Annotated in this window: 21 protein-coding genes; 11 read left to right on the top strand and 10 right to left on the bottom strand. The window is 72.1% G+C overall.

The genetic code is table 11. The features are described from left to right. Positions 1-18: 18 nt before the first annotated feature. The 3 genes from valS (at position 19) to ACNTMW_RS16175 (ending at position 3828) form a co-directional block, all read left to right on the top strand. Positions 19-2541 carry a valine--tRNA ligase gene (gene valS, locus ACNTMW_RS16185; protein ID WP_426634431.1) on the top strand — a complete coding sequence of 841 codons (2523 nt, stop codon included), beginning with the start codon at positions 19-21 and terminating at the stop codon, positions 2539-2541. Between the two features lie 75 nt (positions 2542-2616). Then, entirely contained in the window at positions 2617-3183 is a 567-nt protein-coding gene (locus ACNTMW_RS16180; RefSeq protein ID WP_426634429.1) for a GtrA family protein, read from the top strand. Between the two features lie 333 nt (positions 3184-3516). Next, a complete protein-coding gene (locus tag ACNTMW_RS16175; RefSeq protein ID WP_426634427.1) occupies positions 3517-3828 on the top strand; it encodes a hypothetical protein in 312 nt (103 codons plus the stop codon). Positions 3829-3994: 166 nt separating this feature from the next. Here ACNTMW_RS16175 and ACNTMW_RS16170 read toward each other — a convergent pair whose 3' ends face one another. Continuing rightward, on the bottom strand, positions 3995-4780 hold the full coding sequence (locus ACNTMW_RS16170) for a hypothetical protein (RefSeq protein WP_426634426.1): 786 nt from the start codon (positions 4778-4780) through the stop codon (positions 3995-3997). Between the two features lie 54 nt (positions 4781-4834). On the opposite strand from ACNTMW_RS16170, the gene ACNTMW_RS16165 reads away from it, so the two are divergent. Further along, positions 4835-6043, top strand: coding sequence for a DNA recombination protein RmuC (locus ACNTMW_RS16165; protein ID WP_426634424.1), 1209 nt, complete (start codon positions 4835-4837; stop codon positions 6041-6043). A gap of 222 nt (positions 6044-6265) precedes the next feature. Here ACNTMW_RS16165 and ACNTMW_RS16160 read toward each other — a convergent pair whose 3' ends face one another. After that, positions 6266-7240, bottom strand: a complete 975-nt coding sequence (locus tag ACNTMW_RS16160; protein ID WP_426634422.1) for a 4-hydroxy-3-methylbut-2-enyl diphosphate reductase — start codon at positions 7238-7240, stop codon at positions 6266-6268. Positions 7241-7365: 125 nt separating this feature from the next. Between ACNTMW_RS16160 and xseA the strand changes: the two genes are divergently transcribed. From xseA to ACNTMW_RS16145, 3 genes are all read left to right on the top strand, one after another. Further along, the gene (gene xseA / locus ACNTMW_RS16155; protein ID WP_426634421.1) at positions 7366-8601 is read left to right on the top strand and encodes an exodeoxyribonuclease VII large subunit; all 1236 of its coding nucleotides are present in this window, start codon (positions 7366-7368) and stop codon (positions 8599-8601) included. A 300-nt stretch (positions 8602-8901) separates the two neighbouring features. Further along, on the top strand, positions 8902-9669 hold the full coding sequence (locus tag ACNTMW_RS16150) for a GNAT family N-acetyltransferase (RefSeq protein ID WP_426634419.1): 768 nt from the start codon (positions 8902-8904) through the stop codon (positions 9667-9669). Next, positions 9666-9863, top strand: coding sequence for an exodeoxyribonuclease VII small subunit (locus tag ACNTMW_RS16145; protein ID WP_426634417.1), 198 nt, complete (start codon positions 9666-9668; stop codon positions 9861-9863). The genes ACNTMW_RS16150 and ACNTMW_RS16145 overlap by 4 nt, the downstream gene beginning before the upstream one ends. A gap of 177 nt (positions 9864-10040) precedes the next feature. Here the strand turns inward: ACNTMW_RS16145 and ACNTMW_RS16140 are convergent, their stop codons facing one another. Next, positions 10041-10574, bottom strand: a complete 534-nt coding sequence (locus ACNTMW_RS16140) for a DUF4245 domain-containing protein (protein ID WP_426634415.1) — start codon at positions 10572-10574, stop codon at positions 10041-10043. Positions 10575-10694: 120 nt separating this feature from the next. On the opposite strand from ACNTMW_RS16140, the gene glpX reads away from it, so the two are divergent. Beyond that, positions 10695-11732, top strand: a complete 1038-nt coding sequence (gene glpX, locus ACNTMW_RS16135) for a class II fructose-bisphosphatase (RefSeq protein WP_426634413.1) — start codon at positions 10695-10697, stop codon at positions 11730-11732. A gap of 172 nt (positions 11733-11904) precedes the next feature. Continuing rightward, entirely contained in the window at positions 11905-12819 is a 915-nt protein-coding gene (locus ACNTMW_RS16130; protein WP_426634459.1) for a DMT family transporter, read from the top strand. Positions 12820-12911: 92 nt separating this feature from the next. On the opposite strand, the gene ACNTMW_RS16125 is transcribed toward ACNTMW_RS16130, so the two are convergent. Then, positions 12912-13832, bottom strand: coding sequence for an NAD-dependent epimerase/dehydratase family protein (locus tag ACNTMW_RS16125; RefSeq protein ID WP_426634411.1), 921 nt, complete (start codon positions 13830-13832; stop codon positions 12912-12914). A gap of 125 nt (positions 13833-13957) precedes the next feature. Here ACNTMW_RS16125 and ACNTMW_RS16120 point away from each other — a divergent pair, with 125 nt between their 5' ends. Further along, positions 13958-14650, top strand: coding sequence for a TetR/AcrR family transcriptional regulator (locus tag ACNTMW_RS16120; protein ID WP_426634410.1), 693 nt, complete (start codon positions 13958-13960; stop codon positions 14648-14650). Positions 14651-14704: 54 nt separating this feature from the next. On the opposite strand, the gene ACNTMW_RS16115 is transcribed toward ACNTMW_RS16120, so the two are convergent. The 5 genes from ACNTMW_RS16115 to phoH2 all read right to left on the bottom strand — a co-directional run bounded on the left by ACNTMW_RS16115 (position 14705) and on the right by phoH2 (position 19534). Beyond that, the gene (locus ACNTMW_RS16115; protein ID WP_426634409.1) at positions 14705-15253 is read right to left on the bottom strand and encodes a CGNR zinc finger domain-containing protein; all 549 of its coding nucleotides are present in this window, start codon (positions 15251-15253) and stop codon (positions 14705-14707) included. An 81-nt stretch (positions 15254-15334) separates the two neighbouring features. Next, positions 15335-16306, bottom strand: coding sequence for an NAD(P)/FAD-dependent oxidoreductase (locus ACNTMW_RS16110; protein ID WP_426634408.1), 972 nt, complete (start codon positions 16304-16306; stop codon positions 15335-15337). Between the two features lie 92 nt (positions 16307-16398). Beyond that, positions 16399-17079: a rhomboid family intramembrane serine protease gene (locus ACNTMW_RS16105; RefSeq protein WP_426634458.1), complete on the bottom strand. Its 681-nt coding sequence runs from the start codon at positions 17077-17079 to the stop codon at positions 16399-16401. Between the two features lie 80 nt (positions 17080-17159). Then, positions 17160-17852: an aggregation-promoting factor C-terminal-like domain-containing protein gene (locus ACNTMW_RS16100; RefSeq protein ID WP_426634406.1), complete on the bottom strand. Its 693-nt coding sequence runs from the start codon at positions 17850-17852 to the stop codon at positions 17160-17162. Between the two features lie 257 nt (positions 17853-18109). After that, the gene (gene phoH2 / locus ACNTMW_RS16095; RefSeq protein ID WP_426634404.1) at positions 18110-19534 is read right to left on the bottom strand and encodes an RNA 5'-3' helicase PhoH2; all 1425 of its coding nucleotides are present in this window, start codon (positions 19532-19534) and stop codon (positions 18110-18112) included. 256 nt (positions 19535-19790) lie between these two features. On the opposite strand from phoH2, the gene otsB reads away from it, so the two are divergent. Then, positions 19791-20639, top strand: coding sequence for a trehalose-phosphatase (otsB, locus tag ACNTMW_RS16090; RefSeq protein WP_426634403.1), 849 nt, complete (start codon positions 19791-19793; stop codon positions 20637-20639). A gap of 58 nt (positions 20640-20697) precedes the next feature. On the opposite strand, the gene ACNTMW_RS16085 is transcribed toward otsB, so the two are convergent. Further along, on the bottom strand, positions 20698-21468 hold the full coding sequence (locus ACNTMW_RS16085; RefSeq protein WP_426634457.1) for an isoprenyl transferase: 771 nt from the start codon (positions 21466-21468) through the stop codon (positions 20698-20700). Positions 21469-21513 lie beyond the last annotated feature (45 nt).

Below are 21513 nucleotides of genomic sequence, written 5' to 3'. Positions count from 1 at the left end.
CGTCACTACCATCTGCGCATGACGGATACGGAGCACACCGCGCACCGCGTCCCCGACCGTCCCCAGTTGGACGGCATCGAGGAGAAGTGGTCGCGGCACTGGCAGGAGGAGGGCACGTACGCGTTCGACCGGTCGAGGAACCGGGCGGGCGTATACGCGATCGACACCCCTCCGCCGACCGTATCCGGCGCCCTGCACATGGGGCACCTGTTCTCGTACACCCACACCGACATCGTGGCCCGCTTCCAGCGCATGCGCGGCAAGGCGGTGTTCTACCCGATGGGCTGGGACGACAACGGGCTGCCCACCGAGCGGCGGGTGCAGAACCACTTCAAGGTCCGCTGCGACCCGTCGCTGCCGTACGACCCGGACTTCACCCCGACCGGCGGGTGGACGCCGATCTCACGGCGCAACTTCATCGAGCTGTGCGAGCGCCTGACGGCCGAGGACGAGAAGGCGTACGAGCGGATGTGGCGCCGGCTCGGCCTGTCAGTCGACTGGTCGTACCAGTACACAACGATCGGCCACAACGCCCGGGTGGCCGGTCAGCGGGCCTTCCTGCGCAATCTCGCCCGCGGCGAGGCGTACCTGGCCGAGGCGCCGACGCTGTGGGACGTGACCTACTCCACCGCGGTGGCCCAGGCCGAGCTGGAGGACCGGGAACGGCCGGGCGCCATGCACCGGCTGCGCTTCCGCGGCCCCGACGGCGCCGACGTGCTCGTCGACACCACCCGGCCGGAGCTGCTGCCGGCCTGCGTGGCGCTGGTCTGCCACCCCGACGACGCCCGGTACGCCGCCCTGGTCGGGCGGACCGTCCACACTCCGCTGTACGGCGTGGCGGTCACGGTGCACGCCCACCCGCTCGCCGACCCCGGCAAGGGTACGGGTATCGCGATGGTCTGCACGTTCGGCGACGTGACCGACGTGGCCTGGTGGCGTGACCTGAAACTGGACACCCGTGCCGTGATCGGCCGGGACGGGCGGCTGCTGGCCGACCCGCCACCGGGCGTGCCGGAGCAGCCGTACGCCGAGGTCGCGGGCCGCCCGGTGACCCAGGCCCGGCGGCGGACCGTGGAGCTGCTCGCCGAGCGGGGCGACCTGGTCGGCGAGCCGGTCCTGGTCACCCATCCGGTGAAGTTCTACGAGAAGGGCGAGCTGCCGCTGGAGATCGTGACGTCACGCCAGTGGTACATCAGCAACGGTGGCCGCGACCCCGACCTGCGGGAGAAGCTGCTGGAGCGCGGCGAGGAACTGCGCTGGGTGCCCGAGCACATGCGCCACCGGTACGACCACTGGGTGCGCGGCCTGACCGGGGACTGGCTGATCAGCCGGCAGCGCTTCTTCGGGGTACCGATCCCGGTGTGGTACCCGGTGCGCGCCGACGGGTCGGTCGGCTACGGCAGCCCGCTCACCCCACCGGAGTGGCGGCTACCCGTCGATCCGGCGTCCGAGCCGCCCGAGGGGTACGAGGAGTGGCAGCGCGGCCGGCCCGGCGGGTTCGTGGCCGACCCGGACGTCATGGACACCTGGGCCACCTCGTCGCTGACCCCGCAGATCGCCGGGGGCTGGGAGCGGGATCCGGACCTGTACCAGAGGGTGTTCCCGTTCGACCACCGGCCGCAGGCACACGAGATCATCCGTACCTGGCTGTTCTCCACCGTGGTGCGCTCGCACCTGGAGGCCGGGGCGCTGCCCTGGCGCACGGCGGTGGTCTCCGGCTGGATCCTCGACCCCGACCGCAAGAAGATGTCGAAGACGTCCGGGGCCGACCCTGCGAACGAGACGCTGGAGCGGTACGGCTCGGACGCGGTGCGGTACTGGGCTGCCAACGGCCGGCCCGGCACCGACCTCACGTTCGACCCCGCCCAGTTGCGCATCGGCCGACGGCTGGCGACGAAGCTGCTCAACGCGTCGCGGTTCGTGCTCGGTCTCGGGGCGGCCGAGGCGCTCCGGGCCGGTGTCGTGGCGGTGACCGAGCCGCTGGACCGCTCGCTGCTCGCCGCGCTCGCGGCCACAGTGGACGACACCACGGCCGCCCTCGACGGGTACGACCACACCGCGGCCCTGACCGCCGTCGAGCGCTTCTTCTGGATGTTCTGCGACGACTACATCGAACTGGTGAAAATCCGCGCCTACGGCGGGTCACCGTCGGCGCGGGCCGCGCTGGCACTGGCGCTGTCGGTGCAGTTGCGCCTGTTCGCGCCGGTCCTGCCGTACGTGACGGAGGAGGTCTGGTCCTGGTGGCGGTACGGCTCGGTGCACCTGGCGCCGTGGCCGTCGGTACGGGAACTGGCCGGTGCGGTCGGTGACCGCACCGTGCTCGCCGTCACCAGTGAGGCGCTGCACCAGGTGCGCCGGGCCAAATCCGACCGACAGGTGTCGATGAAGACGGCGGTGCCCCTGGCCGAGGTGCGCGGGCCGGCGGGCGACCTGGAACTGCTGGCGCTCGCCGAGGAGGACCTGCGCGCGGCCGGCGCGATCGACCGGGTCGACGTCCTACCCGGGCGGACCGAATCGCTCGTGGTCGCCTGCGCGTTCTGACCGGCAGAGGGCGGGACCGGGGGATGGCTACCGGCCGTCCCCCGGTCAGAGACACCGGACGGTATAGTCCGTCCCGTGTCTCTGACCGATCGCTTGCTGACCCTGGTGCCGCGCCCACTTCGCACGGCACTGATCGAGCGTCGGGAGGTCGTCAAGTTTCTCCTGGTCGGCGGCACCTGTTACCTGTTCACCGCCGTGGTCAACTACTCGTTGAAACTCACGGTCCTCACCACCCGGCCAGCCACCGCACTGACCATCGCGACGGTCCTGGGCGCGGCACTGTCCTACGTCCTCAACCGCGAATGGTCGTTCCGTACCCGGGGTGGTCGTCGCCGTCACCACGAAGCCACGCTGTTCTTCCTGGTCAGCCTGGTCGCCGTCGGGCTGACCGTGCTGCCGCTGCTGATGTCGCGGTACGTGTTCCACCTCCAGGTACCGACCATCTCGCGCCCCGCCCAAGAGGTGGCCGACTTCTTCTCCGGCATGATCGTGGGCACGCTGCTCGGCATGGTGTTCCGCCTGTGGGCGTTCCGCCGGTGGGTGTTCCCGCACGAGAACGTCCGGCCGGACCGCGCGAACCGTCTGGCCCCGGCTCCGGCTCCGGCCCGTAGCGGCGCCGACGATCGGGTCGACGCCGCGTAATAACGCCGTCCCGCCGCGTCCTGGCGCCACCTCGGTCAGTGCCAGCCGCAGCAGGGCACTCCCCGCGCTCGGCCCGTCGTCCAGTTCCCGGCGCAGCATCTCGACCGTGACTCGACCGCCGTCGACCACCTCCGCGACCAGCGCCCGCAGCTCGCTCAGGTCGCGGCACCACCGGCCGGCGTCCGCCACGGCCCGGTCGAGCGGGCAGACCGGGACCGGCACCGCGAGCCTCAGGTACGGGACCGGCACGACCGGCCGGGCGTACGGGACCGGCACGACCGGCCGGCGGGTGCGGTGCACCCGGACGAACGCGGCCGACCGTACCTGCCGTTCATGCGGGACGAGTACCCGCACGAACGGGTCGTGGGGCAGGTGACGCACGCCGTGCCACCGCAGCGCCGCCCGGCCGGTGAGCACCGCCCCGCGGCCGGCGTACAGGCACCCGGCGAGCAGGCGCTGCCGGTGGTCGAGCGGGCCGCGGAACGACGCGTACACCGACGGGAGCACCTCGTCCCAGCGGCCGGTCCGCAGCCAACTCCGCAGAGTGGCCCGCGGGACACCGAGAACGACAAGTTGATCGCGGTGGACGATGCCCTCCTGCGCCGCCAGGACGGCGCCCGCCAGCTCCGGCGACAGTTCACCTGACTCCGGCGACAGTTCACCCGACGGCGCCGCCGGGTTCGGCGACCACGCCAGCTCCGGCTGCCACGACACGGTGACCACGACAACCGACTGTGCGCCACCCGCGCTCGGCGCACAACGACCGTTTTCCGGCTGTGGACAACCGGGCCATCGGGTCAGTCGACCGGCGTCAGAAGTCGCCGCCGAAGTCACCGAAGTCGCCGCCGCCCCAGTCACCGCCGAAGTCGCCGCCGCCCCAGTCACCGCCAAAGTCGCCCGCGGCGTCGTATCCACCGTCCCCGCCGGGGTCCCAGCCGTGCTGGTCGGCGTACTCCAGCCCCTGCGTGAAGCCGGCGTCGTAGCCGGGGTCGGCCCACGACGGGCTGAACAGCGCATCGAAGAGCAACATGGTGCCGACAGCGCCGGCACCGGCGACCAGCGCGGTCTTCCACAGCGGCTGGGAGTACCAGCCTGCCGGTACGGGACGGCCACCCACCATGCCGCCCGGGTAGTAGTACGGCGTGTCGTGGCCCGGTCGCGGCCCGGCCTTGATGTGCTGGCCCTGCACGTCGACCTCGCGCTCCTTGGTGAGCGCGCCGGCCGCGCGCTGGCCGGCCAGCGGCGGAAGCTCCGGTCCCGGGTCGATCCCCATCGCGGTGCGGGCCGCCCGCACGTAGGACAGCCCTTCGAGGGCCGTCTCGCGCGCCAACTCGTACTGCTTGGTGGTGGTGGCCCGGTCGAGCTGGGCGCCGGCGGCGTTGTAGCGCTCCCCGGCGTCGACCAGGGCCTGCCTCACCGCCGGGTCGTCGCCGCCGGACAGGTTCATGATCTGGCCGCCGAGCCGCTCGTACCAGCGCAAGGCCTCCTCCCGCGCGTCCGCGAGCTCCTGCGCCCGCCGCTTGCGCCCGAAGAACGAGAAAACCACGAGGACCCCCACTAAGCCGAGGATGAGCAACCCGAACAGGACCCAACCCATAATTAAGACGGTACCTACACGCGTCTCGCACCCGACTGCGGCATGCTGTCGATCGTGGCGCTTCTCCTTCTTCTCGTCGGTCTCCTCGTCGGTACGGCACTCGGCTGGCTGGTGGCACGTTCCCGGTCGGCCGCCGACATCGCACGGCTCGACGCCACGCTGAAGGCCACCCGGGAGGGCGAGGCGCGGCTCGAGCAGTCGCTGCGCGCGCTCAGCTACGAGGCCAGCGCGCAGACCCAGGACGCGGTCGCGGACGCCGTCGCACCGCTGCGGGAGGCCCTGCTCCGGTACGAGCAGCGCGTCGCCGAACTGGAGCGCGAACGGGTCGGCGCGTACGAAGCGCTGCGCGAGCAGGTGCGCGGCATGTCCGAGGTCTCGGGTGAGCTGCGGACCGAGACCCGGCAGCTGGTGGCGGCGCTGCGGGCGCCGCAGGTACGCGGCCGCTGGGGCGAGCACCAGCTGCGCCGCATCGTCGAGGCGGCCGGGATGCTGGAGCACTGCGACTTCTCCGAGCAGGTGTCGGCGGCCACCGACAGCCGTGGGATCCGGCCCGACCTGGTGGTCCGCCTGCACGGTGGCCGCCAGGTGGTGGTCGACGCCAAGGCGCCGTTCGATGCGTACCTGTCGGCGATGGAGGCGCGCGACGAGGCCACCCGGAACACCCACCTCGCCGCGCACGCCAAACACGTACGGGCGCACGTCGACGCCCTGTCCGCCAAGTCGTACTGGTCGGCGTTCGAGCCGACGCCCGAGTTCGTGGTGCTGTTCATGCCGGCCGACCCGTTCCTGGACGCCGCGCTGCAACGCGACCCGGCGCTGCTGGAGCACGCGTTCGCCCGCAACGTCGTCCTGGCCACCCCGGCGACGCTGGTCGCGCTGCTGCGCACGATCGCGTACGCGTGGCGCCAGGAGTCGCTGGCGCGCAACGCGCTCGCCGTGCACACCCTCGGCAAGGAGCTGTACGCCCGGCTGTCGACGATGGGCGACCACCTCGCGAAGGTCGGTACCTCGCTGGGGAGCGCCGTCACCGCGTACAACAAGGCGGTCGGGTCGCTGGAGGCGCGAGTACTGGTCAGCGCGCGGCGCCTGGGCGAGCTGGGCGTGTCGTCCGAGGAGCTGGCGGCGCCCGGCCAGATCGAGGTGACGCCCCGGCAGCTACAGGCGCCGGAACTGGTCGACAGCGAGTACGCGTCGCTGCTGGCCGACCTGCGCCGCGAAGAAGCCCGCCACGACGACCGTCACGGCGAGCCCCCGGCCGCCTGATCTTCCGGGGCTCCCGACATCCGCGCCGCGCCCACGCTCAAGATCCGCGCAATGTCGCCCGTATTGCTGCTTCGGAGCCCGCCGAAGCAGCAATGTTCGCGACATTGCACGGATCTTGGCGCACGGATCTTGGGGCACGGATCTTGGCGCACGGATCTTGGGGCACGGGGCGTCCTGGCGCGGTCCCGGTTCAGCCCTGGGCGTCCTGGCGCGGTCCCCGGGTCAGCCCTGGGCGGCCGACGCGGCGGCCTTCATGTCCCGCTTCAGCTCCTGCGGCAGCGAGAAGGTCAGCTTCTCGTCCGCCGTGGTCACCTCGGTCACCTCCGCGAAGCCGCGCTCCGCCAGGAAGTCGAGGACCTCCATGACCAGCTCGTCAGGTACCGAGGCCCCGGACGTCAGACCCACGGTCGACACACCGTCGAGCCACTCGTCGCGGATCTCGCGGGCGAAGTCGATCAGGTATGCGGCGTTCGCCCCGGCGTCGACGGCCACCTCCCGCAGGCGCTGAGAGTTCGACGAGTTCACCGAGCCGACGACGATCACCACGTCGCACTCCGGCGCCATCGTCTTGACGGCCTCCTGGCGGTTCGACGTGGCGTAGCAGATGTCATCGCTGGGCGGCGATACCAGCAGCGGCAGCTTGCGCTTGAGGCGGTCCACCGTCTCCAGCGTCTCGTCCACAGACAGCGTCGTCTGCGACAGCCAGACCACCTTCGAGGGGTCCCGCACGGTCACCGTGTCGACCGCGTCCGGACCGTCGATGAGCTGGATGTGCTCGGGGGCCTCGCCGGTGGTACCAATGACCTCTTCGTGGCCTTCGTGCCCGATCAGCAGGATGTCGTAGTCGGCGGCCGCGAAGCGGCGGGCCTCCTGGTGGACCTTGGTCACCAGCGGGCAGGTCGCGTCGATCGCCTTCAGCGACCGCCCCTTCGCCTGCTCGTGCACCTCCGGCGCCACGCCGTGGGCGGAGAAGACGACGGTCGACCCCTCCGGGACCTCCTCGTTCTCCTCCACGAAGATCGCTCCCTTGGCCTGGAGCGTCGCGACCACATGCCGGTTGTGCACGATCTCCTTGCGCACATAGATCGGCGGGCCGTAGAGCTTCAGCGCCTCCTCGACCGTCTGCACGGCACGGTCCACGCCGGCGCAGTAACCACGAGGCTTGGCGAGCAGGACGCGCTTGGGGGTCTCGGTCACCCGACCATCGTACGAGGCCGTGGTTAACCGGCCCGAACCCGTGGTTAGCCGGTTGCGTGAGTCGGGCCACCCGTAAGCTGACCGGCGGACCAGCAGCCCAGGCAGCACCACGAGCGGGGGAAGCAGTGAGCGAACCGGCCACCACGGCGAGCGCGCCGCCGACGACGCCGGAGCAGCCGTGGCCGGTACGGGTGGTCAGCCAGAAGATCGCCGCCTGGATCGGGAAGCTGGGCTGGGTGTGGGTGGACGGGCAGGTCGCGCAGATCAGCCGGCGACCCGGCGCCAGTACCGTCTTCCTGACGCTGCGTGACCCATCCGCCGACCTGAGCCTCACCGTCACCACCAACCGGGACGTCCTCGACGCGGGCGCGCCCAACCTGGTCGACGGCGCCCGCATCGTCGTCCACGCCAAGCCCGACTTCTATCCCGGCCGGGGCACGCTCAGCCTGCGCGCCGACGAGATCCGCCAGGTCGGCGTCGGTGAGCTGCTGGCCCGCATCGAGCACCTGAAGAAGTTGCTGCGCGCGGAGGGCCTGTTCGACCGGGCGCGTAAGCGCCCGCTGCCGTTCCTGCCCCGGCGGATCGGACTGATCACCGGCCGGGCCAGCGCCGCGGAGCGGGACGTACGGGAGAACGCCCGCCGCCGCTGGCCGTCCATCGACTTCCGGATCGTCAACGTCGCTGTCCAGGGCGCGGCTGCCGTACCGCAGATCCTCGACGCCCTGGCCGTCCTCGACGCCGACGAGACCGTCGATGTGATCGTGCTGGCCCGTGGCGGCGGCTCGGTCGAGGACCTGCTGCCGTTCTCCGACGAGGCGCTGTGCCGGGCGGTGTTCGCCTGCCGGACCCCGGTCGTCTCCGCCATCGGCCACGAGACGGACACGCCCCTGGTCGACTACGTCGCCGACCTCCGCGCGTCCACGCCGACCGACGCCGCCAAACGGGTCGTACCCGACCTCGCCGAGGAGGTACGCCTGATCGACCAGGCCCGCCAGCGGCTCCGGCGCCGGGTCGGCCACCTGCTCGACCGCGAGCAGCAGCGGCTCGACGCGGTCCGCAGCCGGCCGGTCCTCGCCCGGCCGCAGGCGGCCATGGTCGACCAGCGGGAGGCCGAGGTCCGCGCACTGCGCGAGCGCGGTACCCGCTGCCTGGGTCACCGCCTCGACCGCGCCGACGGCGAGTTGGCGCACACCCTCGCCCGGCTGCGGGCACTGTCCCCGGCGGCGACGCTGCAGCGCGGGTACGCCATCGTGCAACTGCCCGACGGCGCGGTGGTCCGGGCACCCGACCAGGTCGCCAAGGGTGATCGGCTGCGGGTCCGGCTCGCCGGCGGCGAACTGGCCGCGACGGCCGAGGACTGAGAACTCACCGCGACCGGGCAGGTCGCGTTCACCGCGACCGGCGGCGCGATCGTCAATTCGCTGCGGCCGGCGCCGCAATCGTGAAAGAATCCCCGGCACGCCCGAGAGTCGGTCGTGGCACGTACCAAGGGGATGCCAATGCAGACGCGCCTCGGTCCCGGCGCCGCTGTCTGCTGCTGAGCGCCGCGCTCCTTCAAAGCACCGCGCTGCCTCCAGGCACCGCGAGCGCCAACTCCGGCCCGTACGCGTGGCGACGGGCTGTGCACCCCCTTGAAGACTCTTGAAAGGCGACGAGCAGAAGTGTCCGCTCTCATCCAGGAGTACATCCGCCGGACCGCGGCCGCCGGCCGCGACACCGAACAGGTCGGCCCGTTCCTGGCCACGTTCTCCCGGCACAGCACCAACCCGTTCCTCAACTACGCCATCCCCGACGCCGGCGCGCAGCCTTCCGCGGCCGACGTCGCCGCGCTGGCCGACGCGTACGCCCGCCGCGAGCGCATCCCGCGGCTGGAGTACCTGCCCAAGCTCGCCCCGGACGTCGAGCCGGCGCTGCTCGCGGGCGGTTTCACCGTCGACGACCGGCTCCCGGTCATGAGCTGCGCGGACGGCGAGGCGACGCCCCTGCCGGTACCGGCCGGGATCGAACTGGTCGCCCCCGTGACCGACCGGGACCTGCGGGACATGCTCGCCGCGCAGCAGGAGGCGTACGACGAGCCGGAGCCCCCGACCGACGCCGACGTGGCGAGCGCCCGGCGGCAGCTTTCGGCGGGCGGCCTGGCCGTCGTCGCCCGCGACGGGGCCACCGGCGAACCGGCCGGCGGCGGTATCTGCACCCCGATCTCCGACGGCGTGGGTGAGCTGGCCGGCTTCGGCGTACGGCCGGCGTTCCGGCGGCGGGGCATCGCGGCCGCGATCACGGCGTACCTGACGGCCGAGGCGCACCGGGCCGGGGCACGGTTCGTGTTCCTGACCCCGGAGAGCGAACCCGTGGCCCGCATCTACCGGCGCGCCGGGTTCCACACGATCGACGAGATCGTTTTCATCTCCCGTAGGGTGACAGCGTCATGAGTACCCCTGAGATGAGCTATGAGCAGGCGCGGGCCGAGCTCGCGGCGGTGGTGGAGAAGCTCGAGGCGGGCGGCAGCACGCTCGAGGAGTCGCTGGCGCTGTGGGAACGCGGCGAGCAGCTCGCGGCCGTGTGTCAGCAGTGGCTCGACCAGGCGCGGGCCCGGCTCGACGCGGCCCGCGCCCAGGCCGAGTAACAGCACCGGACACGCCCGGGCCGAGTAACAGCACCGGACCCGCCCGGGCGGAGTGACAACGCGGCGGTCGGCTCGCCGGTCGGCGGGTCGACCGCCGCGCGCTGCAACACCGCAACGGCGCCGGCGCCCCCTACGGCGGAGGTGCCGGCGGAGGTGCCGCCGCGGCAGGGGCGCCGCTCAGTGCAGGGACGTCGCGAGCTGGGTGAGTTCGGTGTCGCTCGCGTGTCCCACCACGATCATGGTCCTGTCCTGCTGGCTGAGCACCAGTGCCCGGTCGCCACCGGGCGCGGTGTAGCGGCGCCACTCGTGTCCGTCCAGCCGGGCACCGCCCTCGTCGCGGGCGTCGGTGCCCAGTTCGGCGGTGACCAGCGCGCCCGCACTCACGTTGCTCTCGACCAGTTGGGCGGTGCCGCCGCTGGGGCTGCGGAACCCGACGCGCAGTACGGCGCCGGCGTCGCTGCGGCGGAACGCCGAGCTGACCGGCTGCCAACCGGCGGGCGGGGACGCCTCGGCCACCGGGAAGGCCTTGGAGGCGCGGGCGTCGGCGTACGCGGAGGACGGGTCCACCACGGTCGGGCTCTCCCCGCCGAGGAACCGGTAGACACCCAATAGGACTATGATCGGCACCAAAAGGACAAGCAGGGACAGCACCATGTCGCGGGGCGTACGGCCGGCGCGCCGGGGCGGTGCCGTGGGGCTGGCGGTCTGCACGGTTCCATCCTCCCTGATGCCCGACCCGGCTAGCCGACCCGGGCCACCCGAACGAGCGTTCACTCCTACGATCTGCCAGGATTGCGGCATCGCAGCCGCCCATGGACCAGGAGGCGCCGCATGACCGGAACGAATGGCACGCCCGTCCGCACGCCCCAGGAGCCGGACCGTAACCTGGCTCTCGACCTCGTGCGGGTCACCGAAGCCGCGGCAATGGCCGCCGGACGCTGGGTCGGCCGCGGCGACAAGGAAGGCGGCGACGGCGCGGCCGTCGACGCCATGCGCCGCCTGATCAACTCCGTACCGATGCGCGGCGTGGTCGTGATCGGCGAGGGCGAGAAGGACAACGCCCCGATGCTGTACAACGGCGAGCAGGTCGGCGACGGTACCGGCGCCGAGGTCGACGTGGCGGTTGACCCGATCGACGGTACGACGCTGATGAGCAAGGGTATGCCCAACGCGCTGGCTGTCCTGGCTGTCACCGAGCGCGGCGCGATGTTCGACCCCAGCGCGGTCTTCTACATGGAGAAGCTCGCGGTCGGCCCGGAGGCCGCCGACGTGATCGACATCAACGCGCCGATCGCCGAGAACCTCCGCCGGGTCGCGAAGGCCAAGCGGGGCAACGTCTCCGACGTGACGGTCTGCGTCCTGGACCGGCCCCGCCACGAGAAGATCGTGCACGAGATCCGCCAGACCGGCGCCCGGATCCGGTTCATCTCCGACGGCGACGTCGCGGGAGCGATCAGCGCGGCCCGGGACGCCAGCGAGGTCGACATGCTGATCGGCATCGGCGGCACCCCGGAGGGCATCATCGCGGCCTGCGCGCTCAAGTGCATGGGCGGGGCGATGCAGGCCAAGCTGTGGCCGCGCGACGCGGCCGAGCGGGAGAAGGCGCTGGCCGCCGGGCACGATCTCGACCGGGTCCTGACCACCGACGACCTTGTCAAGGGCGAAAACATCTTCTTCTGTGCGACCGGCGTGACCAGCGGTGATCTGCTCCGCGGTGTGCGTTACCGTTCCGGAGGCGCCTACACCCAGTCGATCGTCATGCGGTCGAAAAGCGGGACAATCCGGGTGATTGACTCTTACCATCGGCTGGAGAAGCTCAACCTGTACTCGGTGGTCGACTTCGACGGTTCGCCGATCGACCGCGCCTGAGGCGGGCGCCCGGCGCTCCGGCGCCCGGGGATCGACGACCAATCGCGGCTCATGGTGCCGGTCGCGGGGAAGACTCAGTGTGACGACTTCGCAGTACCCGCCCGCCACCGCCACCGAGGCCCCGACCGCGAGGGTCGCCGCAGCCCCCACCGGCACCCAGCGCGCCCTCGGCATGACCGCAGCGCTGGTGTGCGGAGCGCTGGTGGCGCTCCAGTCCCGGATCAACGGCGAGCTGGGCACCCGCCTGCACGACGGCATCGCAGCCGCGGTCGTGTCGTTCGGCGTCGGCCTGGTGATCCTGGCCGCCCTGGCCGTGCTGCTGCCGGGGGTACGGCGGGGTGCGGCAGCGGTTCGCGGCGCCGTCCGTACCGGTGGTCTGCGCTGGTGGCAACTGCTGGGAGGCACCTGCGGGGCACTGCTCGTGCTGAGCCAGGGGATCACAGTGACCGCCATCGGCGTCGCGGTGTTCACCGTCGCGGTCGTCGCCGGCCAGTCGATCAGCAGCCTCGCCGTGGACCGGTTGGGGCTGGGCCCGACCGGGCGCCACGCGCTCACCGTGCCGCGGGTGGTCGGGGCGGTCCTGACCGTGGCCGCCGTCCTGGTGGCCGTCTCCAGCAAGTTCGGCAACCCGAGCCTGCTGGCCCTGGCCGTGCTGCCGGCGCTGGCCGGGGTCGGTACCTCCTGGCAGCAGGCGGTCAACGGCCGGGTACGCCAGTTCGCCGGGGCGGCCCTGCCCGCGACCCTGGTCAACTTCTCCGCCGGGATGGCGGCGCTGCTGCTCACGTTCGCGGTCGACGTGGCTGTCCGGGGCTGGCCGAGCGGCACCCTGCCGCACGAGCCGTGGCTGTACGTGGGTGGGCTGATCGGTATCGCGTTCATCGCGGTCTCGGCGTCCGTGGTCCGTTGGACCGGCGTCCTGCTGCTGGGCCTGGCCAACATCGCCGGCCAGCTGGTGGCGGCCGCCCTGCTCGACTACCTGGCTCCCGGTCGCACCGGTGGACCGGAAGCCACCACGCTGGTGGGCATCGCGCTCACGCTGGTCGCCGTCGGCATCGCCGCGGTGCCCGCCCGGCGCCGGCCGCACTGACCGCGGCCCGCACCGAGCACCTCCCCGGTCCCGCACTGACCGCGGCCCGCGCCGAGCACGTCCCCGGCCCCGGCCCCGCACCGATCACCCGGTCACGCCGTGGCGGACGCCGCGACCTCGACGAGCGCCTCGTCGAGCGGGGTCGCGGTCAGCCCGAACGTCCGGGTCGCCGCGGACGAGTCGAGCACGAACGGCGCGCGGAACTGGTAGTCCATCTCGATCAGTTCCCGAACGAACGGGTTGAACGGGGCGAGCAGGTACAGCGTGGCCCGCGGCAGGCTGGCCACCTTGACGCCGGGGCGCCCGGCCACCCGGAAGTACCGCTGTGCCAGCTCGCGGACCGTCAGCGCCGGGTTGGTCGGCGCGTGCCACGCGCGACCCCAGGCCCGCTCGTCACGGGCGGCGGTGATCAGCATCCGCGCCATGTCGCCGGTGTAGGTCCAGCTGTGCGGCGCGTCGAGGTCGACCGGCGCCCAGGCGGTCCGGCCCTTCGCGGCGGCGGGCAGGATGACCGCCGAGAAGATGGACGCGGCCCGGGCACCGATGTAGTCGGAGCCGCGTACCTCCGTCACCCGTACCCGCCCCGCCCGGTGGGCAGCGAGGGCGTCGCGCCACATGACGATCCGCACCCGGCCCTTGCGGGTCGTCGCGGCGAGCGGGGTCTCCTCGGTCATCGGGGCGTTCACCTGCCCGTACCCGTACAGGTTGCCGGTGATGGCGAGGACGGCGCCGGTGTCCTCGGCGGCGCGCAGCATCGACTCCGCGAGCGGCGGCCAGTCGGTGCGCCAGCGGTGGTACGGCGGGTTGGCGCAGTTGTACAGGGCGGCCGCGCCGGTGGTCAGCTCCCGCAGCCGCGCCGCGTCGGCGGCGTCGGCGGCGACCAGTTCGATGCCGGGGCGCACCGGGCCGCTGCCGCTGCGGGTGACGAGGCGGACCTGCTCGCCCTCGTCGGCGAGGAGGTTGGCGACGCTGGTGCCGACCGGACCGGCGCCGACGACGACGTGAAGCGACATTTGCGTTCTCCTTCTAGAGCACCGCTCTCTGTTGCGAGAGACGATCTCACGTGCACCGGCGATTCGTCAAGAGCAGTGCTCTCGAAACATGACGATGCTCCGACATTTGTGTAAGACTGGACGCCATGACCGCCGCTTCCCTCCGTGCCCGCGTCCGCGCCGAGATGATCGAGGAGATCAAGTCCACCGCCCGCCGGCACCTCGCCGCGGACGGGGCCAACCTCTCGTTGCGCGCGGTCGCCCGCGACCTGGGCATGGTGTCGTCGGCGATCTACCGCTACTTCGCCAGCCGCGACGACCTGCTGACCGCGCTCATCGTCGACGCGTACGACGCGGTCGGCACCGCCGCCGAGCGGGCCGAGGCCGCGGTCGACCGCGCCGACCTGCTCGGCCGCTGGCTGGCGACCTGCACCGCCGTGCGGGAGTGGGGACTCGCCCACCCGCACGAGTACGCGCTGATCTACGGCAGCCCGGTGCCGGGCTACACCGCACCCGTCGACACGGTCCCCCCGGCCAGCCGCATCCCGATCCTCATCGGGCGGCTGCTGGCTGACGGCTTCCGGACCGGCGCGCTGCCGGCCGAGCGGGGCGAACCGGTACCCGCGGCCCTGCACCCCGAGCTGGCGGCGGTCGCCGCGGCGATCACGACCGACGTGCCGCCCACGCTGATGGCCCGCGGCATGGCCGCCTGGCTGCAGCTGTTCGGCGCGGTCAGTTTCGAGCTGTTCGGCCAGCTCAACAACGTGATCGCGGACCGGGAGACGTTCTTCGGGTACCAGATGAGGGCGGTCGCGCGACTGGTCGGGCTGCCAGACTGACGCCGTGGCGCCGCCGCATCGCCGAGCCGCCCCGGCGGCTCTCGAAAATCTCGTTCAACTGGCGGGAGGGTTGGCGGTACGTGCTGGCCTGACCCGTTCCCGGTACGCCCGGGTCTTGCTGCGGTTGCCGCAGACCTCCATCGAGCACCAGCGCCGCGAGCCGTTCTTGGACCGGTCGTAGTACACGTACCGGCACGCCCGCGACGAGCAGATCTTCAGCCGGCGCCAGGTGCCCTCGTGCGCGGCCCGGACGACAGCGGCCAGCACCTCCCCCAGCACCGCCGGTACACCGGTGCCGATCGGCGCCAGGCCGATCCCGCCGTCCGGGGCGAACCGGGCGACGAGGCCGATCCCGGCCGCCAGCCGGTCCAGCCGGGACCGGTCGCCCCGGCCGGCCAGCTCGTCGCGAAGGGCGCCGCGCAGGTCACGGGCGGCGGTCAGGTCCGCCTCGGTCGCGGCGTCCGCGGCGGCGGCCCGGCCGTGGTCGCGCAGCCACCGCCGGAAGCGCGGGAGCGCGTCCAGATCGTCCTGCCCGCTTTCGGTGTCGACGGAGTTGAGCAGGGACTCCACGAGCCACAACGACTCGGGTACGCCAGGCTGCACAGCCGTCACGGTATCCGTTCTCCCGCGATCACGGACAGGTGGACCGGTGAGGCGGGCTCACCTGTCCACGATCGCCGGGAGTCACCCGTTGTCGGACGAGTGGCCCGGGAACAGGTGCGCGGCCGGGTCGACCGCGACGGCGGCGTTGTTGACGGCCGTCGCCGCCTCCCCGAACCCGGTGGCGATCAGCCGGACCTTCCCCGGGTACTCGCTGATGTCGCCCGCGGCGAACACCCGCGGCAGGTTCGTGGCCGTGGTCGAGTCCACCAGGATGTGCCGCCGGTCGAGGTCGAGCCCCCAGCTCGCGAGGGGACCGAGGTCGGCGGTGAAGCCGAGCGCCGCCACCACAGTGTCGGCCGGCAGCTCGCGGGTCTCGCCGCCACGGATCGTCACGTCCACGCCCTCGACCCGCTCGTTGCCCCGGATCTTGGCCAGCTCGGCGTTGACGATCAACGGTACGCCCAGGGCCTGGACCTTCGCGACGGTGGCGGCGTGCGCCCGGAACTTGTCCCGGCGGTGGACCAGCGTGACCGACCGGGCGATCGGGTGCAGCGACAGGGCCCAGTCGAATGCGGAGTCACCGCCACCCACGATGACGACGTCGTGCCCGGCCAGGTCGTCGAGGTGCGGGACGAAGTAGAGCACGCCGGCGCCGGTGAACCCGGCGGCCGCGGGCAGCGGGCGGGCGGTGAAGCTGCCCAGTCCCCCGGTGATGATGATGGCGCCGCAGCGCAGCGACTCGCCGGTCGACAGCCGGATCACCGGGCGGCCGTCGTCGGCGTACGACAGGTCCTCGGCCCGGGTGTTCAACAGGTACTCCGGACCGAACGCGGCGGCCTGTGCGACCAGGTTGGCGACCAGTTCCCGACCCCTGATCGCGGGGAAGCCCGCGACGTCGTAGATGACCTTCTCCGGGTACATCGCCGAGACCTGACCGCCCGGCTCGGGCAGCGCGTCGATGACCGCCACCGAGAGCCCCCGGAAGCCCGCGTAGTACGCGGCGAACAGCCCGGTGGGGCCGGCACCCACGATGGCCACGTCGATCTCGCGCATGGGACGGCTCCTCGCACGTCGGGGCGATGACCTCGAACGTACGGCCACCCTTCCCCGGGCGCAACGGCACTCACCCGCGCGTTATCGGGATTTCAGGAAATGGGCAGGGTCAGATCGTCACCGTCGGCCGGTACCGCCCGGCGCGGCCGGCGGCGCCGGAACAGCACCGCCGCCACCATCCCGGCCACGAGCCCGCACAGGTGCCCCTGCCACGAGATGTTCGACTCGACCACCGGCAGCACCCCGACCAGTTGCCAGCCGTACAGCAGGGCGATCAGCAGCGCGACCGCGACGTTCCACCAGGACCGCTCGACCACACCGCGCACGACCAGCAGGCCGAAGTACCCGAAGATGACCCCGCTGGCGCCTACGATGACGGTCCGGGGGTCGCCGACCAGCCACACGCCGAGCCCGCTGGCGATCGCGATGAACACCGTGGCGGCGAGGAACCGGCGGGTACCGGACGCGAGCACGAACGTGCCGAGCAGGATCAGCGGCACGCTGTTGGCGGTCACGTGCTCGAAGCTGGCGTGCAGGAACGGGGCCAGCACCACCCCGTCGAGGCCCTGCAGCGCATGGGGCTGGATGCCGCCGTCGCGCTGGAGGCGGTCACCCGTGAGCCGGTTCACGAACTGGACCAGGAACAGCAGGGGTACGAACGCGCACATCGCGACGAACGCCCGGCCGATGGAGGAGTAGAACGAGTCGCTACCGAACCGGTCCGGGTCGTCGTCGCGGCTCCCGGACATCGACGTGGGCGCGCGGTCTGCCATCATTCCCCCGTGGTACCGCCGGTGGCGCACCCGACCGCCACCGACCGCGTCGCGGCCGGTCCTAGTAGTCGCGGCCGGTCCTAGTAGTAGCCCTTGGACTGGAAGTTCGACCAGGCGCCGCAGGGCGTCCGGTACTTGGTCTTGATGTAGTTCAGGCCCCACTTGATCTGGGTGGCCGGGTTGGTCTTCCAGTCGGCACCGTACACCGACATCTTCGATCCCGGGTTGGACTGGGGGATGCCGTAGGCGCGGCTGACGTTGCCGGCGGTCTCGCGCCAGCCGCTCTCCTTCATCCACAGGTTCTTCAGGCAGGGCATCTGGTCGAGCCCGAAGCCGGCGTCGAGCATGAGGGCGCAGCCGATCGCGACGTTGCCGGTGTACTCGGAGCAGGAGGCGGGGATCGGGCCGAAGGGGGCCGCCTTGGACGGCGAGGTGCTCGGCGAGGCGGACGCCGACGGGCTGGTCTTGACCAGTCCCTTGCGGCGCGCCGCGTCCTGGGCGGCCTTCGCCTGGTCGGCGGCGGCGGAGGCGGCGGCGTCCGCCTTCTCCTGCGCCTCGCGCTGGGTGGCCCGGGAGACGGCGGAGACCCGGGACCGCTCGGCCTCCAGTTCCCGCTGCTCGTCCTGTGCCACCTGGGCGAGTTGGGCGGCCCGCTGGAGCCGCTGCTGCGCCTGGCGCTCGGCGCTCACCTGCGCCGCTGCCACCACGCCGAGGACGAGGACGGCGGCCGAGAGTATCCGGAAGACGCCGACCCGGTGCCACAACCGGACCACGAGCGGTTCCCTTCGTCACGGGACAACTTGCGGGCACGTTACCGCTGGTGGCGCCGCATGTGGGCGGCGCCACGGTCGGACGGGCGGGTCGTCTTGCAACCGACCCGGACCCGTCCGGCAACCGTTCGGGTGACCCCCGCGGAACGCGGCGATCACCGCGGCTCGATGCCGTGCACCGCCGGCTACCCTCGCGTAGATCTGCCGCGAGGGCTAACCGGAGCCGCGTCGTTGTGAGCCAGCTCACGCGACAAAACCGACTAATCGGTATCGAACGGGAGATCCTCCAGCAGGTTCGTCACGACCTCCGCGATGGGCGAGCGCTCGGACCGGGTCAGGGTCACGTGGGCGAACATCGGATGCCCCTTGAGTACCTCGATCACCGCCGCGACCCCGTCGTGCCGGCCCACCCGCAGGTTGTCGCGCTGCGCCACGTCGTGCGTGAGCACCACCCGGGAGTTCTGGCCGATCCGGGAGAGCACCGTGAGCAGGACCCCGCGCTCCAGCGACTGCGCCTCGTCCACGATGACGAACGCGTCGTGCAGGCTGCGGCCACGAATGTGGGTCAGCGGAAGCACCTCGAGCATGCCCCGCGCGGCGACCTCCTCCATGACATTCTCGTGCACCAGCGCACCGAGCGTGTCGTAGACCGCCTGGCCCCACGGCGACATCTTCTCCGCCTCGCTGCCCGGCAGGTAGCCCAGGTCCTGACCACCGACGGCGTACAGCGGCCGGAACACGATCACCTTCTTGTGCTTGCGCCGCTCCATCACCTGCTCCAGCCCGGCACACAGGGCCAGGGCCGACTTGCCGGTACCGGCGCGGCCACCCAGCGACACGATGCCCACCGAGTCGTCCAGCAGCACGTCCAGCGCGATCCGCTGCTCCGCCGAGCGGCCCCGTACCCCGAACGCCTCCCGGTCGCCGCGGACCAGCCGGACCGACTTGTCCGGACCGACCCGGCCGAGCGCGGAACCGCTGCCGGAGTGCAGGACCAGGCCGGTGTGGCAGGGCAGCGCACCGGCGCCGTCCAGCTCGACCGTCTCGCCGGCGTACAGCCGGGCCACCTGGTCGTCGGAGATCGGCAGTTCGGCCATGCCGGTCCAGGTCGGGTCGGCGGCCTGGCCGTGCCGGTACTCGTCGGTCGCGAGCCCCACGGAGGCGGCCTTCACCCGCAGTGGCATGTCCTTGGTGACCAAGGTCACATTCCGACCCTCCCGGGAGAGGCCCAGCGCGACCGACAGGATCCGGGCGTCGTTGGTCTCCGCTCGGAAGCCGGGCGGCAGGACGTCGGGGTCGGCGTGGTTGAGCTCCACCCGGAGCGTCCCGCCCAGGTCGGTCACCGGCAGCGCCTCGTCGAGCCGCCCGTGCTTGACCCGCAGCTCGTCGAGGAAGCGCAGCGAGCGGCGGGCGAAGTACCCCAGCTCGGGGTGGTGTCGCTTGCCCTCCAGCTCGGAGATCACCACCAGCGGGATGACGACCTCGTGCTCGGCGAAGCGCAGGAACGCGCCGGGGTCGGAGAGCAGGACGGACGTGTCGAGGACGAAGGTACGGCGCGCTGGGTCGCCCTCGCCGTCGGCGGTCGTACCGGTACGGCGGGAGGTACGGGACCGCCCCGCCGAAGCCGACGTGCGGCCGGTCGACGAGGCGGAGGCGTTCTTGGTGGAGCGGGGTCGTTCGGTCACGAGGCAACTCCCGGCGGGCGTCACCCCGGCGCCCACATTCGGCAGCCGTCCGTTGCCCGGCACGGGGGCGGGTGTTGGCCCCGTGGCAGCTCACGCACTATTCCGGGCCTCCCGGGTGGCCCGGGAAGACCCCGGTCCACATGAGAGAAGGTAGGCGGCGTGAGCGGTTTCGGCCAGCGGTGACACGTCAAGAGTTCATGACTCACTCATCCACCACGGCTGCTGGGGGCCCGAAATGTACTTCTAGGCTGAGGGAATGGCAGCCCTCGACACCGCACCCGGACGCTGCGGCCAGCGGAGTACCCCCGGCGACCCCGACCAGCAGGCCCTGACCGTCGACCAGGCGCTCTCGGCCACTGCGGAGCGCGCCGACAGCTCCGTGTTCTTCTTCGATTTCGACGGCACACTCGCACCGATCCAGGACGATCCCGACGCCGTCCAGCTCGCGCCGGGCGTCCTCGACGTCATCGCCGACCTGGCCGCCGCCGTGAAGAGCGTGAGCCTGGTGTCCGCCCGCCCCGTGGACTTCCTGCGCAGCCGCTTCCCCGACGTCCCGGTGACCCTGCACGGCCTGTACGGCCTGGAGAGCCAGTACGTGCCCGGCCGGACGGTCACCTATCCCCCGGCGCTGCCCTACGCCGACGGGGTGGCCGAGCTGGCCCGGCGCGCCGAGCGGGAGCTACCCGGCGAGGTACTGGTGGAGTACAAGCGGCTGTCCGTGGCGCTGCACTACCGGTCGGCGCCCGAGCTGCGCGACACCGTGCACGCCTGGGCACAGGAGCAGGCCGGCCGGTACGGCCTGCGCGAGCAGGAGGGCCGGATGGTGATCGAGCTGAAGCCGGCGGTCCAGCGCGACAAGGGCAGCGTCGTGGCCGAGGAGATCGAAGGGTTCTCCTGCGCCTGGTACTTCGGTGACGACCTGGGCGACCTCGCGGCGTTCCGGGCGCTGGCCGACCGCCAGGAGGCGCACCCGGACTTCCTGGGGGTGCGGGTGGCCGTCGGCAACCCGGAGACCGGGGCGGAGGTGGCCGCCGCCGCCGACCTGTGCCTGTCCGGGCCGGCCGAGGTACCGCCGTTCCTGCGCGCCGCGATAGCCGCGCTGTAACTCCCCGATCGTGGACACGTGGGCCGCCGATGACCGGTCCACGTGTCCACGATCCGAGCTACGCCCCGAAGCGGCGCTGGCGGTTGGCGTACTCGCGCAGCGCCCGCAGGAAGTCGACGCGCCGGAAGCCGGGCCAGTACGCGTCGCAGAAGTAGAACTCCGAGTGGGCGCTCTGCCAGAGCATGAAGCCGGACATCCGCTGCTCGCCGCTGGTACGGATGATGAGGTCGGGATCGGGCTGGCCCTTGGTGTACAGGTGCTCGGCGATGTCGTCGACCTCGAGGGTGTCGGCGAGCTCCTCCAGCGGCGTGCCCAGCTTCGCGTGCTCGTGCAGCAGCGACCGGACCGCGTCGGCGATCTCGCGCCGGCCCCCGTACCCGACCGCGATGTTGACCTGCGCCCCGCCGGTGCGGCCGATGGTGCGCTCCTCGGCCGCCTTGAGCGACTCGGCGAGCGCCGCGGGCAGCACGTCCAGCGCGCCGACCATGTGCAGCCGCCACGGGTTGCCGTCCTCGGCCAGCTCGGCGGCGAGGTTCTCGATGATCTGCAACAGCGGGTCCAGCTCGCTGGCCGGGCGGCTGAGGTTGTCGGTGGACAGCAGCCAGAGCGTGACGTGCTCCACCCCGGCCTGGTCGCACCAGCGCAGCAGCTCTCGGATGCGGGCCGCGCCGACCCGATGGCCGTCGTTGGGATCGATGTACCCCATCTCGCGGGCCCACCGCCGGTTACCGTCGCACATCACCCCGACGTGTCGGGGGTGCGGCTTGCCGACCAGCTTGGCCGCCAGGCGACGCTCGTACAGGGAGTAGATCAGGTCACGCAGGCCCACGGCGAGCAGAGTAGCCACCTTCCGAGACGATGACGAGTCCGGACC

Source organism: Planosporangium spinosum, assembly GCF_049999945.1.
In the GTDB taxonomy this organism is placed as follows: domain Bacteria; phylum Actinomycetota; class Actinomycetes; order Mycobacteriales; family Micromonosporaceae; genus Planosporangium; species Planosporangium spinosum.
The sequence above is the reverse complement of the archived record's forward strand: the minus strand, read 5'-3'. Positions and strand labels throughout refer to the sequence as shown.